Raw genomic sequence first — 12,419 nt, forward strand, 5'->3', positions numbered from 1 at the left:
TGATCACACCTGAGGACCTCTGTTGAAATGTATCCTCCTCCGGACTCAATAATACCATTTTCATCGAAGCTGAGCGAAGCCCTTATGTAGATCCTCACTGGTATGTTGTTCACAGTTCCTGTGGTCTGTCTATCTATTATAGCTGTTTTTCCCCTGTTCTCCCAGCTGTAGATAAGACCAGCTGCTCTCAGCCTGTTTACAACAACTCTAACACTGTCGCTAGCAATAGGAGCTATGCGAATCCTGTTCCCCTGAAGCTGGATGTTTATGCTCTCTGATTCATTTAAACCTTCACTTTCCACGCTGAAGTTCAGTATTTTGCTTATCTCTCCAGTTTTTCCTGCATAAACAGCTGAATAGACAGCTCCAGCAGCCACAATCCCTATCAGAAGGGCTATAACTATCTTAGATGGGGCGCTTAATCCCGGTTTGAAGAAGAAAACTCTGTAAAAGAAGCTGCTCATGGAGGAATATGCCCTGAGAAGCTGAAGCCTTCCCTCAGATACAAACAACGGGAGCAGCGCCACTCCTCCTATGAAACCTCCGGCATGCGCAAAGACTGCTACACCAGCGCTTTCTCCCATATATCCTTGGAATATCTGAAGTGCAAACCAGAATATAAGGTAAGCAGCAGATCTCATCGTAAAGCAGAGGGGAAAGAAGAAGTAGAGAAAGCACATCCTTAGCCTAGTTCCCGGAAACATCAATAAATATGCACCAAGTATGCCGCTTATAGCCCCGCTCGCCCCCAATGCAGGAATTAATGCGGAGAATGCCCCTTCAATTGGTACGAAAGCTGTGTGGAATACCTCGGATAAAAAGCCGCTGAGAAAGTAAAGAATTAGGTATCTGGAGCTTCCCATAGCTGCCTCAACAGGCTTTCCGAAGTTGTATAGGAAGAGCATGTTGAAGAATATATGCACTAAGTTTGCATGCAGAAACATGGATGTTATGAGCCTGTACGCTTGATCAGGCCTTGTTATCATAGCTGGTATGAAGGCTCCTGCTCCAACCCATCTGTCCGATATCGAGATGAAGAAATTCTCATAGCTTGTGAGAAGGTAAACGATAGTGTTTATCAATATCAGCCATGTGGTGGCCGGCGTCCGAAACTCCCTGAACTCTCCTCCCGGAATTGGAAGTCCCATCCTCTTTCAGCAAGCTGAGAGCATAAAAAAGCTGAAGTCATTAAATCGGGATATATGAAAATAGCGAAATGAGAAAAAGCTTATAACCCTAACCATTATTAGACTAATTATGGTTAGTATAACCAGATTTAGTGATCTGAAGAGACTTAGAAACACAGGAAAATGGATCCTTGTTTATGGAAGGAGGAAAGTTGGAAAGAGCTACTTCATTAGAAGCTCTATAAGCTATGACAGATATTATTTCATCGGCAGAAGTGGATCTATATTTGCAGATGACTCCACCTTGAGCTATGAGAGCTTTAAAAGGGAGTCAATTCAGTGCCTAGAAAGGGATGAGACAGTTGTCATCGATGAGATACAGCGCCTTCCAGAGGAGTTCCTCGACTTGCTTCACAAGGCAGGGGTAAGAGGAAGGTTAATCACAATATCATCAACTCTATGGCTAACAAAGGAACTAATTGGAAAAAGCTCTCCAATTCTGGGGCTTTTCTCGGATTTCAAAATGGGTTTAATAGATGAAAGAGATATCCTGATAAACTTAAGGGATAAGATAAGGGATAAGAAAAAACTAGTGGAGTATTCCATATTTCTAAGGGAGCCGTGGCTGATTCCGACTTGGGAGAGAGCTGAGGACTTCTTCAAAGCCCTTCCCAGCACAGTCAAGCTTACAGTCCCATCCTTGATAGGTGAGATATTCACAGAAGAAGAGAGGATGTACTCTCGTGTGTATGATGGCATACTAAAGGCTGTGGCTGATGGAAAACAGGTTTCAACAGAGATAGCATCTCAGCTCTATTCGCTCAAGCTAATTCCAGCGCAGGATCCGAGCCTTGTGCATCCTTACCTGAGGATATTGGAGGGCATTGGAATACTGGAGAAGGTGAAACTTTATGGAAAAAATAAGTACTACTACAGGAACGTCTCTCCAGTAATAGATTACTACTACTATCTTGATGCAAAATATGGGATTAGTGAAAGGGAGTTTCAGGAGGATCAGGCTGAGAAGGTTCTAGTTGAGAGAATACCTCATTATGTCGAGCAGTTTGTTGCGAAGCTGCTCTCAAGGACAATGGGTCTCTGGTATGAGAAAATAGTGGAGAGGGATTATGAGGTAGACATAGCTCTGACAGATTTCAGGAAGCTTATTGCTGTGGTGGAGGTGAAATGGAGGAGAAGCATTGAGGAGAGTGAGCTCAGATCGATGGAGGAGAAATTAGCAAGATTTCCATGCAAAAGAATTATTTTCGTCCCAAGGAAGGAGGATCTGCCAAAAGAGCCGGAGAAAGCTGAGGTATGGGATGTAGATGATGTTCTCAGCTATGAAAATTTCAAATTTAATAGTTTTTAATCTAACTTTTTATAATTTTGTCTAAAGTTTTTAAGGTATTGAATCTGAAAGTCAGATGCCCGATCTCTCCAGCCTTGAGGAGTTCATCCAGAGGAAGATGTCCCTTTCCAAGATTCCCGGGCTCAGCATATCCTTGGTATCGGAGAGAGGAATTTATTCCAAGGGATTTGGTTTTAGAGATGTGGAAAAAGGTCTTCCGGCAACAAACAGAACTGTTTATGGAATAGGATCAATAACAAAATCCTTCACAGCCCTTTCTGTGATGAAACTTGTGGAGGAGGGCAGGGTATCGCTTGAAGACGAGGTGAGCAAGTATGTTCCAGTTGATGTGAGGCCTCTTGGAGAACCAATAAGGATAAAGCATCTTCTAACTCACACAAGCGGGATCCCGGCCCTTGGATATGCAGAAGCGTTCATAAAAGGAGCACTTGAGCTGGATTCAACATGGTTTCCAGCTGCCTCAGCAGATGATATAGCTGTGTTTTTGAGAGGATCTGAGAGCTGGGCTGTCTCAAGGCCGGGAGAGAGGTTCTTTTATCTAAACGAGGGGTATGTCCTCCTTGGAAGAGTGATAGAGAGGGCTAGCGGGATGAAATATGAGGATTATGTGAGGAAAAACATATTAGTACCTCTAAAAATGGACAGGACTTACTTTGATGCACCAAACGATCCTGATGTAGCATCTTCTTACATAGTTGACAGGAAGATGAGATGCATAAGATCAAGGTTCCCTTACGGGATAACATCAGATGGGGGAATTCTTAGCAACCCTATCGACATGGCAAACTATATCCAGATGTACATAAACAGGGGAGAAGGAATTTTATCGAGGGAATCAATAGAGCTGATGGAGAGAAAGCATGCAGATGTGCCTGATAAGCTTTTTGGTGATGATGGATACGGATATGGTCTGATGGTAACGGATAATTTCCTTGAGAGAAAGATGGTGTTTCATAGCGGCTCGGTTCTTGTGCATACAGCCTTTATGGGCTATGTTCCAGAAGAGAGAATCGGAGTCGCTGTCATGTGCAACTCCTCGGGTTATCCTCCCTCTTTCATCGGCATGTACGCATTAGCTGTGGCCATGGGCGAGGATCCCATGAAGTTGAGGTTCATAAAGGAGGATGAGATAATGGAGAGGCTTCAGGGGATTTACGAAACGTACAGAGGATGCTATAGAATATGTATCAGGAAGAGAGGAGGTCTTCTATACCTTGAGCACAGAGATAGGTACACCGAGTCATCTTTCCCGCTAATCCCGATTGAAATATCGGAGGATCATTCTAGGTTCTACACTCTCAGCTACGGAAGAAGGATAAATGTGGAGTTTTCAGGTGAGGAGATGATATATGAGAGATACAGGATGATCAGATCTGGTCGGTTGTGTTGATGAATTTCCAGCAGAACATTTATATTTTGGTCAATGCATTCAGTTTTATGGCCAATGTTCCAGAAGCAGAGATTTTAAAGGAGCCAGAGAGGTACAGCTTCGGAGAATATGTAAAAGCAGCATTTTCAAACACAGGAGATATGATGAAAAAGATAGTGGAGAGGCCAAGACCTCTTTTCTTCATTGTAATGATCTCGATAATAGCCGCTCTTAGTGCATTATCATCATATATAGCATACACAAGAGTGAAGATCAGCATAATCTGGCCTGAAAATCTGACAGAGGAAATGAGATCTTTCATGGAGTATGCAATTCAACTATCGACAAATCCAGCGATAATAGCTGTTATAGCGCTGTTAGTGGTTCCAATAGTTTACGCTATGGGAGCAGTGATAATATGGATAATAGGGCTCATGAAGGCAAAGATCTCATCTGTTCTGACAGCAATGGGAATAATAGGGATTCCTAGTATATTTTCCGAGATATTCAAGATGATAGCCTCTCTTCTATCTCCTGTAAGGGAGATAACTCTTGATCTAAGAGGAGGAGCTCCCTCCGGAACACCTTCACCCAACTATGCCGATCTGCTTATAGATATAGTCTTCCTTCCTTGGGAGGCATATCTGATATACCAGCTATTCAGATCTGGCATTGGAAAAAGCATGAGAGGATCTCTTGTATCAGTTCTGATAGCCGAGGCCATAAAATATGCTTGGACTCTAGCTGGATTTGTTAGGGTCTGATGAAGTGCAAGGGAAAATTATGGAGCCCAGAGTTGAGAGGGATGAATTTATCTGCGCTGGAAGAAGGGTGAAGCTGTACAGGAGAATACTCTCAGGAGGGATTGTGAAAGACCTTGTATCATTTGGAAAGGCTGTTGTCGTGGTTCCCGTGCTCGATGATAAAAGAATAGTCTTTGTGAGACAGTGGAGAGCTCCCATAGCAAGATGGATTGTTGAGCTTCCAGCTGGAAAGGTTGAGGAAGGAGAGAAGCCTGTTGATGCAGCAGCTAGGGAGCTGAGGGAGGAAACTGGATATAGAGCTGGAAAGCTGAAAGAGATAGCATCGGCATATGTAGCTCCGGGATACAGTGATGAGCACATGCACATCTTTGTGGCAGAGGATCTTGTGTTTGAGGGACAGAGGCCTGAGAAAGGGGAGTACTTGATGACCGTCATCCTCCGCCCGGAGGAGTATCTGTCGGAGTTCAGGGAGGACATGAAGTCGATAGCAGCTCTTCTTCTCTACCTATGGAATAACAAAGCTGCTTCTATCTAACATTTACTATGGCGTTTCTTAAAATGTTTTTTATTTGTGTAAATTATCCAATTTCCTTAGGCGAGAAGACCTTTTTATTAATCCTCGACTTTGTTGAATATGAGGTTCATAGGAAGGGTTGCCGATGAGGCAACCGATACATCTGCAACAGTAATTCTGGTTAAAGAAGCTGAAAAGGAGGTATGCTCAGAGGAGATAGTTCTGATAGAAAACGGAGGGGAGAAGAAAATAGGAAGCGTGATAGGGGTTCTCAGGAGGGGTTTGGGCAAGAACGAGCTTCTGAACATATCGAGGTACAGGCCTGATATAGCCTATATGAAGTACGGAGGGGAGCCATCTGGGTCAAGAGAAGTTTTTTCATTCAATATTTCCATAATAGGATCTGTTGATGAGGGAAAAATAAGGGCTAACAGGAGGATAATAGCACCAAGATCCCCAGTTTACCTCTTTGATGAGAATGAAAACCCCCTTGAGAAGTACATAGCACCATCAGCCAAGAGGCTTGGATGGCTTGATGCTCATCTCGACGGTCATCCCTCTTGGAAGGTTCCTGCAGATGCCCAGTATATCCCCTACCATGTTGGAGTATTTGGGGCAACTGGAACAGGAAAATCCTGGTTCACTAGGCATGTTCTCATACCTTTTTACATGAATAACGGGTACAAAGTAATTGTTTTGGATTGGAGCGGTGAGGACTACTCTCCCTATTTCGAGAGCGTGCACATATCAGAGATAGCCCAGGATGAGCTCTCCATAATGGAGTACTTCTCGAAGATAACGGAGGGCTTCGGCAGGAACGACAATGTTAAGGACGCATTTGATGAGTATGTCATGGGATGGGAGGAAAAGGTGAGGGGAAGAGAGCCCTCATCCGTATACGAGGAGCTGAAGAAGTTCGTATATAACCATTTAGAGGAGATAAAGAGGGATGATTGGAGGAACTCAGCACTCAGGGCTGCAAACAGAGTTTTCAGGAGGTTAAAGCCTGAGCATATAACTCCTCTCATGGGAACAATGCATGTGGAAAAGCTGATTGAGAGGAAGGAGAACCCTATAGTTGTTGATATGTCCGGATTCTCAAGCAACTCAAAGCTGAGCTTCTTCCTGAGCCTCTCATCAGAGCTGCAGAGGATGATGATAGGAGGAATGGATTTGAAGATGGCACTTGTTATAGATGAGGCACCTCAGTACTGTCCTTTCAAGCCTGAGGGAATGCAGATCGAGACAACTGAGGCGATAAAAAACCTTGCAGCTCTGGGCAGAAAGCATGATCTGAACCTCACACTAATAGCCCAGGGGATAGCGGGGGAGATAGGGATAAACGCAGCTGTGAGGAGAAATCTGAACACGAACTTCTATGGAAGGCTTCATCCTCTTGATGCAGCTGGAGAAGGAGGAGCAAAGGACTGGCTTGGCCCGTTTGGGATAACTCCCGAATACCTGCTCAATCTGGAGGATGGTAGGTTCTACTTTGCTGGTATAATGAACCCCAGCCCAATACCTCTCCTCATAACATTTGAGGTGAGATGATGGAGGAAATTGAGTGGCTCAAGCTTCCTCATGACCTGCAGTACAAGTTCTTTGAGGAGGCTGAGAGGGAATCCGATAGAATAGTCGATGCTGTGATTAAGCTTCAGCAGTTAATTTCAGATTTAAAAAGTTTTATACTATCAAATATAGAGGAGCTCGGCTTCAGCGACAAGAAGGTGAAGGTAGCAGCTGTCGATGGATCAAGATCTCCTAGGCTGAGCGAGAGGCTTGGGGTCAGGTATGGTGTATTCTCTGTTGGAGCTGTGGTTCTGCTTGGAGGAAAAAGGGTGGATGAGAAGTATCAAGCAGGACAGTTCAAGAGAAAACAGGCATTCTCCCAAGATGTCAGCAGATACTTCTTCTCCCTCCTTTCCACATATTCTGAGAGAAAGATGGCAGTTGATCTCCTAGACGAGGTTAAGGATGGCTTTTTGATAATAGATGGAAGCTTCTATGGTTTTGTCTACTCGGCGCTCGGGATGAGAAAACAGGGCCTCTTCGGGGACAATGAGAGGGATCTCTTCAACAGGACACTGAAATTGACAGAGGAGCTTTTGAGGAGCGGAAGAGTTATAGGAGTGATAAAGAGAAGTCATACAAGGGCAATAGGTGGATTTCTTGCTCTGAAAAACAGGGATCTTGTCGGAAAAGCTGAAAGTCCTGTGACAATAATAGACAAACTTCTTCTGTCAGCTATTATGCCCGAGGGCACTCTCCTCAGGTATGAGAGGATAACAGGGGATGATCCCGTTTATGTCTACACACAGCTAGCTTACATGGCCCACAGAGGGATATGGGATGAGGATCCACTGAAAATAGCCAGAGATAGGGCATATGAACCATACAGAGTGATGGGAATAGGGGAGAATGCTGTGAAAAAGCTGAGAAGGATGCAGGTAAAGAGCCATCTTGATGCTCCTGTCTGTGAAATAGAGTATCCTGTCACAGTTCCCTTTGAGGATCTCAGGACCCTTCTGGGGCAGAGAAACTTCTTTAATGAGGCAACAGGTCTTCCATTTGCTCTCGATATGGTGGATTCCCTGATATCACTTGATCCCAGATTCACAGATGAGTACGTATCGGAAGTAGAGGCAAGGGCCTTGGGAAAGATACAGGGAAAGGTCTCCGCTGAGGTGCTGAGATGGTTCTTTGATCTGCTAAATCCTCAGAAGAGCACTTAAGCAGCTACAAAAGCAAATTGTGAAATTATAGCTTTTCAAGATAGCTGGTTATAGATCTCCAACTTCTTACTCCTCTTCTCCTCATCTCATCAGCATATTTCGTTAACTTTTCCTTGTCTACTAGCTCAACAAGCCTTGGAATTATATCATCTCTGAAGGGATATCTGTAATATATAATGTCTATCAGCGTCTTCTCCGGATCGCTGACCCTCACGAACTCTCCTATTTCATCCAGAAATATGTAATCATATCCGAAATACATCTTCTCAGAGATCCTTCTCAGGTATACTTTGTATCCAGCAATCTCTCTCATTCCCCCCTTTATCAAGCTTGAGACCATTGGCGAAAGAACAGTTAGGGCTGTCACCTGTTCCCAAGCGTTATGCAGGAATGCTGCAGATCCCAGACCAATGTATGCCATCGGAATTGCCTTTACAATGATGTAAGGAGACTTTCTGAAGGTGTAAACTCCTTTCATAAGCTCCTCTATTTCTCCCCTCTTTTTCAGCCTGTGTATCAAGAGTTTTGCATAGTTTCTGCCAACAGAGTGCTCAACAAAGCTGTATGTGAAGAATGAGGATCTTCTGAGCTTTTCCAGAAGCTGTAAGTGCTTATATTGAGGCATATCTCCTCACCTTCCTCTCTATTGCATCAAAACTGGGAGGAACTCCCATCAGAATGAGTTCCTTTAGACCCGAAAAATCATCAGGTATTCTCAATTTCTCTGAAAGGACTTTCATCTCCTCTTTTATCAATGCGGGATCACAGAGATCCAGAAGGTAGTAGATATCGTAGAGATCTCTAGCCTTACCTCTCTCTAGGAATGCCTCAACTTTCTCCCTAACAAGCTCCTCCTGCTTCAGGGTTCTGATGACAATACTGCTTCCGTCCACAAGCCAGTAATCTGCTTCTATTATCTCCTTCTTCTTGAACATGGGAGATGCCTCAAGTTCAACCTCAGCACCATTCTTAAGTCTCAAATAAAGGACTCCCGATGAGGTAAGCTTTTTCCTAGTGAATTTGAAAGGGATGTTCATGAGCTTTCTGGGATCCTCGTGATAGATATCTATGTCTAGGGAGAATCTTTTCCCTCCATATACCCTCCAGACGGCCAGACCTCCATGAAGGACAAAGTAAAATCTCCTTGATAGCTCCAAGATCACAGCATCTTGGAGTTCAGCTATTCTCAAAAGCCTTCCTTTGAGTATCTTGACCAAGGGAATTCTTCTTGACTCCACAATATATGTGGACCTAGGTTATATATAAGTATAACCTCAGTCTCTCATAGATCTGGAGATGGAGAAGATCATGGCAACCGCCATAATAATTGATTGAACTTTAAATGTCTGGCTTAATGCAACAGATAGATTTTGGAGATCCCTTGCTATATCATCCACAATCCCGCTATAGTCCTCTGTTATCAGCTTTGATGCTATGCTATATGGTATGAACTGAGTCATCACCAATATCGCCAGATTCAGGCTTATTGCAAAACCCAGATTAAATGATATGGTTCTCATCGAGGAAGCCACTCCCCTTCTCTCGGGAGGAGCACTTATCACTATTGAGCTCGCATTTGGCGTGACGAATAAACCAGTTCCCATCCCAAGAAGGAGCATGTAGATGACTGCAATGTAAAGAGGTGTGTCCATCCGAAGCCCTGACATAAGATAGAGGGATGCCGATGAGAGCGCAAGACCTATTATTGTCACAGGTGCATAACCATATCTGTCGGACAGTTTTCCTCCGGCAACCCCAAACACCAAAAAAGAGAGCTCATATGGTATTAGAAGGAGACCTGTATCCGATGGGCTCAGGCCCCTGATTATCTCCAGATATACCACTAACAGTATTGTGGTAGCACCGAATGCTATGGCATACAGGAGCTGTGCTATAATACCTCCTGAGAACTGCCATATTCTGAAGATCCTCAGATCGAGAGCAGGAGAGGGGAATCTAAGCTCCCACAAGATAAAGAGAGCGAGTGTTATTAGGCCCGCAAGTGCTAGAATCCAGGAAAGCCTTGATGAATTCGGATAAGAAGCATATGTCAGGGATAGCAGTATAAGCGAGATGGAAATAGTGAATGTAATAAAACCGAAAGAATCTATTCTGGGCCTCTCTCTCGGTTTGAAAACCTCCTCAAGTCTTCTCTTTGACCAGAATATTGATACAAGGCCAAGCGGGACATAGATCCAGAAGACCCATCTCCAGCCCATTAAATCTATGATAACTCCACCAAGTGTGAGCCCCAGCAGGGAGCCGAGCCTGAAAGCCACTTGATTTACTCCTATCCATGTCCCCACTCTTTCCCTTGGTGCATTATCAGCTATTATGGTGAGGCTCAGACTCATGAGAAAAGCTGCTCCTATCCCCTGAAAGAACCTAAAGGCTATCATATTAAAAGGATTCCATGAAAAGCCACAAAGAAGTGCTGCAATAGAAAACAAGCCAAAACCAAGAGAGAAGAGGTTCACTCTCCCGAAGATATCGCTGAGTCTTCCGACTATGAGTTGGATTGCCGTCGATCCCAGCATATAGGCTTGGGTAAACCAGAGAGCTTGTTCAACATCGGCTCCAAGGAAGTGGGCAATTAAGGGAAGTCCAACAACAACTATTCTTGCATTTATGCCAGCTAGAAAGGAGGCGATTGTCGTCACTGATAGTACATGGAGCATCTTTCCGTCTTGCATAGTGAGATCGGATTTATTTCGCTAAAAAATTTAACCTTTAATTAACTCAAGCCATATTCCCTCAGAGTCTCAGGCCTCGGAACTCCCTCCTCATCCCATCCTCTTATCCTGTAGTATAGGCTGAGAAACCTCTCCTGCTCCTCTTCTGTTATTCTTCCCTCCTCTTTGCCCTGAAGCGTCTCCTTAAGAAGCCTTTTAGGCAGCTTATCATCTTTTCTTCTAATCCCATGCCTTACATTGTACATCCTCACGAGGTTTATGATCCTCCTTGCTGCCCTTCTTAGGTCCCCGGGGGTTGTCTGCCTTCCAGTTATCAAGGTGTAGTATTTGGCCATCTGCTCAGGCTCCATAACAGTCCTGCTGAACTTGCACGCAAGAAGAGAATCCCATAAGACGCATTTCTCCTCCCATTCAGCTAGGGCAACTGTCTTCTCCTCGTTTACAGCGTTTCTATCCCCTCCTATTCCCCTTATATCTAGGAAGTAGCCCATCATCCTGAGATGGCATGCACCCCTGCTTGAGACTCCATAGGAGAGGATCATGCTCTTCAATATTCTGGGATCATAACCGGCTGGTTCAAGTCCCTTCACATGGACTGCTATATCCTCAAGCCCCAACTTCCTTGATGCATGTGCAACTCCCTCTGCAAGTATATCACCAACTCCCTCTCTTCTTGCTATCATCTCAGCCAGCTCATAAAGGGACTCGGGATCACCGTAGTCCAGCTTGAAGCCCGGATCAATCTTCCCCCTCTTGTATGCTTCTATTGCAAATCCAAAGACGTTTCCCAGCGTTATCGTGTCCATTCCCAGCCTATCGGCTTGATCGTTCAGCCAGACAACTGCTTTTACATCCGTTATTGCATTTAGACCGCCTATTGCGTATATGGTCTCGTAATCAAGCTCGACCTCGCTCCCCTCGTACCTTCCATCTCTCACCCTGCAGTATCTGCCGCAGGGAGTTGGGCATCCGAAGCAAGCTCTTGGATGAACAAAAACCTCTCTCTTTATCGAATCCCAGGATATCCCCTCCCATCCCTCAAGAGATCCCCTCGACCAGTAATAGCTCGGGAAGAATCCCCAATCGTTAGCTATCTCTACCATGGCCGGAGTTCCCCTCTCAAAATAGGATTTCAATGCCTCCTTTGCCTTCGGAATTATCTCCTCAGCTGAATACTTTATCACAGCATCCCTATCAAAGGCATCCCATTTCTGTTTTTCATACTCCATGACAATGGCCTTGACCCTCTTTGATCCCATCACAGCTCCTCCTCCTGCTCTTCCTGCCTGTCTCCACCTCTCGTTTCCTATCGCTGCAAACTTCACTAAATTCTCACCTGCAGGGCCTATTGCTGCAACAGAACACCTTTTGTGCTCCTTCTTTATCTCATCCTCTGTCCTGTATATATCGAGGCCCCATAAATGATCAGCATCCTTTATCTCAACCCCATCCTCGCTTACAGCTATGTAAACAGGTTTCTCAGCTTTTCCCTTTATCACAAGAGCTGTTGTCCCTGTCCATCTGGCTGCAGCTCCTATTGTCCCTCCTATTATGGATTCCCCCATTATCCCAGTTAAGGGGGATTTGAAGGTGAAAGCTCCCTTTCCTGAGTAGGGAACAGCAGTTCCGGTGAAAGGACCTATTGAGAATATAAGCAGGTTATCAGGCCCGATGGGATCAGTCCTCTCATCTGTAAAATCATAAAGAATTTTAGCTCCAAGACCCTTTCCTCCTATGAAGTTCCAAGCAAGCTCGTCCGGAACGGGTTCGCTTCTAACGCTTCTTGTTGATAGATCTATCCAGTGAATAAGCCCATATCCCCTCATCACGGCACCCCTTCGTCATGCACGT

11 protein-coding genes are annotated in these 12,419 nt (G+C 44.7%); 6 read left to right on the top strand and 5 right to left on the bottom strand.

Annotation, left to right across the window (positions count from 1 at the left end; genetic code table 11):
* Nucleotides 1-1,148: rhomboid family intramembrane serine protease (locus D6D85_RS10110; RefSeq protein ID WP_133308311.1), on the bottom strand; the 1,148-nt coding region annotated here is incomplete at its 3' end.
* Between the two features lie 109 nt (nt 1,149-1,257).
* Between D6D85_RS10110 and D6D85_RS10115 the strand changes: the two genes are divergently transcribed.
* The 6 genes from D6D85_RS10115 to D6D85_RS10140 all read left to right on the top strand — a co-directional run bounded on the left by D6D85_RS10115 (nt 1,258) and on the right by D6D85_RS10140 (nt 7,875).
* Complete coding sequence (locus D6D85_RS10115; protein WP_237558820.1) at nt 1,258-2,496, top strand: AAA family ATPase; 1,239 nt, start codon at nt 1,258-1,260, stop codon at nt 2,494-2,496.
* Between the two features lie 55 nt (nt 2,497-2,551).
* Nucleotides 2,552-3,886: a serine hydrolase gene (locus D6D85_RS10120; protein ID WP_125671923.1), complete on the top strand. Its 1,335-nt coding sequence runs from the start codon at nt 2,552-2,554 to the stop codon at nt 3,884-3,886.
* 47 nt (nt 3,887-3,933) lie between these two features.
* Nucleotides 3,934-4,629, top strand: coding sequence for a hypothetical protein (locus D6D85_RS10125; RefSeq protein WP_125671924.1), 696 nt, complete (start codon nt 3,934-3,936; stop codon nt 4,627-4,629).
* A 19-nt stretch (nt 4,630-4,648) separates the two neighbouring features.
* On the top strand, nt 4,649-5,164 hold the full coding sequence (locus D6D85_RS10130) for an NUDIX hydrolase (RefSeq protein WP_125671925.1): 516 nt from the start codon (nt 4,649-4,651) through the stop codon (nt 5,162-5,164).
* A 99-nt stretch (nt 5,165-5,263) separates the two neighbouring features.
* On the top strand, nt 5,264-6,694 hold the full coding sequence (locus D6D85_RS10135; protein ID WP_125671926.1) for an ATP-binding protein: 1,431 nt from the start codon (nt 5,264-5,266) through the stop codon (nt 6,692-6,694).
* On the top strand, nt 6,694-7,875 hold the full coding sequence (locus tag D6D85_RS10140; protein WP_161969821.1) for a DNA double-strand break repair nuclease NurA: 1,182 nt from the start codon (nt 6,694-6,696) through the stop codon (nt 7,873-7,875). The genes D6D85_RS10135 and D6D85_RS10140 overlap by 1 nt, the downstream gene beginning before the upstream one ends.
* A 25-nt stretch (nt 7,876-7,900) precedes the next feature.
* On the opposite strand, the gene D6D85_RS10145 is transcribed toward D6D85_RS10140, so the two are convergent.
* The 4 genes from D6D85_RS10145 to D6D85_RS10160 are packed head-to-tail and all read right to left on the bottom strand — an operon-like array spanning nt 7,901 to nt 12,394.
* Nucleotides 7,901-8,500 (bottom strand): type IV toxin-antitoxin system AbiEi family antitoxin domain-containing protein, encoded by a 600-nt coding sequence (locus D6D85_RS10145; protein WP_125671928.1) that lies wholly within the window; start codon nt 8,498-8,500, stop codon nt 7,901-7,903.
* Entirely contained in the window at nt 8,487-9,113 is a 627-nt protein-coding gene (locus D6D85_RS10150) for a nucleotidyl transferase AbiEii/AbiGii toxin family protein (protein ID WP_125671929.1), read from the bottom strand. The genes D6D85_RS10145 and D6D85_RS10150 overlap by 14 nt, the downstream gene beginning before the upstream one ends.
* A 36-nt stretch (nt 9,114-9,149) precedes the next feature.
* Nucleotides 9,150-10,568: an MFS transporter gene (locus D6D85_RS10155; RefSeq protein ID WP_125671930.1), complete on the bottom strand. Its 1,419-nt coding sequence runs from the start codon at nt 10,566-10,568 to the stop codon at nt 9,150-9,152.
* A 41-nt stretch (nt 10,569-10,609) separates the two neighbouring features.
* Complete coding sequence (locus tag D6D85_RS10160) at nt 10,610-12,394, bottom strand: aldehyde ferredoxin oxidoreductase family protein (protein ID WP_125671931.1); 1,785 nt, start codon at nt 12,392-12,394, stop codon at nt 10,610-10,612.
* Nucleotides 12,395-12,419: the final 25 nt, after the last annotated feature.

Origin of the sequence: Candidatus Methanodesulfokora washburnensis (assembly GCF_003947435.1) — an archaeon.
Taxonomy (GTDB): Archaea; Korarchaeota; Korarchaeia; order Korarchaeales; family Korarchaeaceae; genus Methanodesulfokora; species Methanodesulfokora washburnensis.

Excerpts from the sequence above, each read along its gene's own strand:
- D6D85_RS10115 (WP_237558820.1), top strand. The coding sequence starts at position 1,258 with ATGGTTAGTATAACCAGATTTAGTGATCTGAAGAGACTTAGAAACACA.
- D6D85_RS10120 (WP_125671923.1), top strand. The coding sequence starts at position 2,552 with ATGCCCGATCTCTCCAGCCTTGAGGAGTTCATCCAGAGGAAGATGTCC.
- D6D85_RS10125 (WP_125671924.1), top strand. The coding sequence starts at position 3,934 with ATGGCCAATGTTCCAGAAGCAGAGATTTTAAAGGAGCCAGAGAGGTAC.
- D6D85_RS10130 (WP_125671925.1), top strand. The coding sequence starts at position 4,649 with ATGGAGCCCAGAGTTGAGAGGGATGAATTTATCTGCGCTGGAAGAAGG.
- D6D85_RS10135 (WP_125671926.1), top strand. The coding sequence starts at position 5,264 with ATGAGGTTCATAGGAAGGGTTGCCGATGAGGCAACCGATACATCTGCA.
- D6D85_RS10140 (WP_161969821.1), top strand. The coding sequence starts at position 6,694 with ATGGAGGAAATTGAGTGGCTCAAGCTTCCTCATGACCTGCAGTACAAG.
- D6D85_RS10145 (WP_125671928.1), bottom strand. The coding sequence starts at position 8,500 with ATGCCTCAATATAAGCACTTACAGCTTCTGGAAAAGCTCAGAAGATCC.
- D6D85_RS10155 (WP_125671930.1), bottom strand. The coding sequence starts at position 10,568 with ATGCAAGACGGAAAGATGCTCCATGTACTATCAGTGACGACAATCGCC.
- D6D85_RS10160 (WP_125671931.1), bottom strand. The coding sequence starts at position 12,394 with ATGAGGGGATATGGGCTTATTCACTGGATAGATCTATCAACAAGAAGC.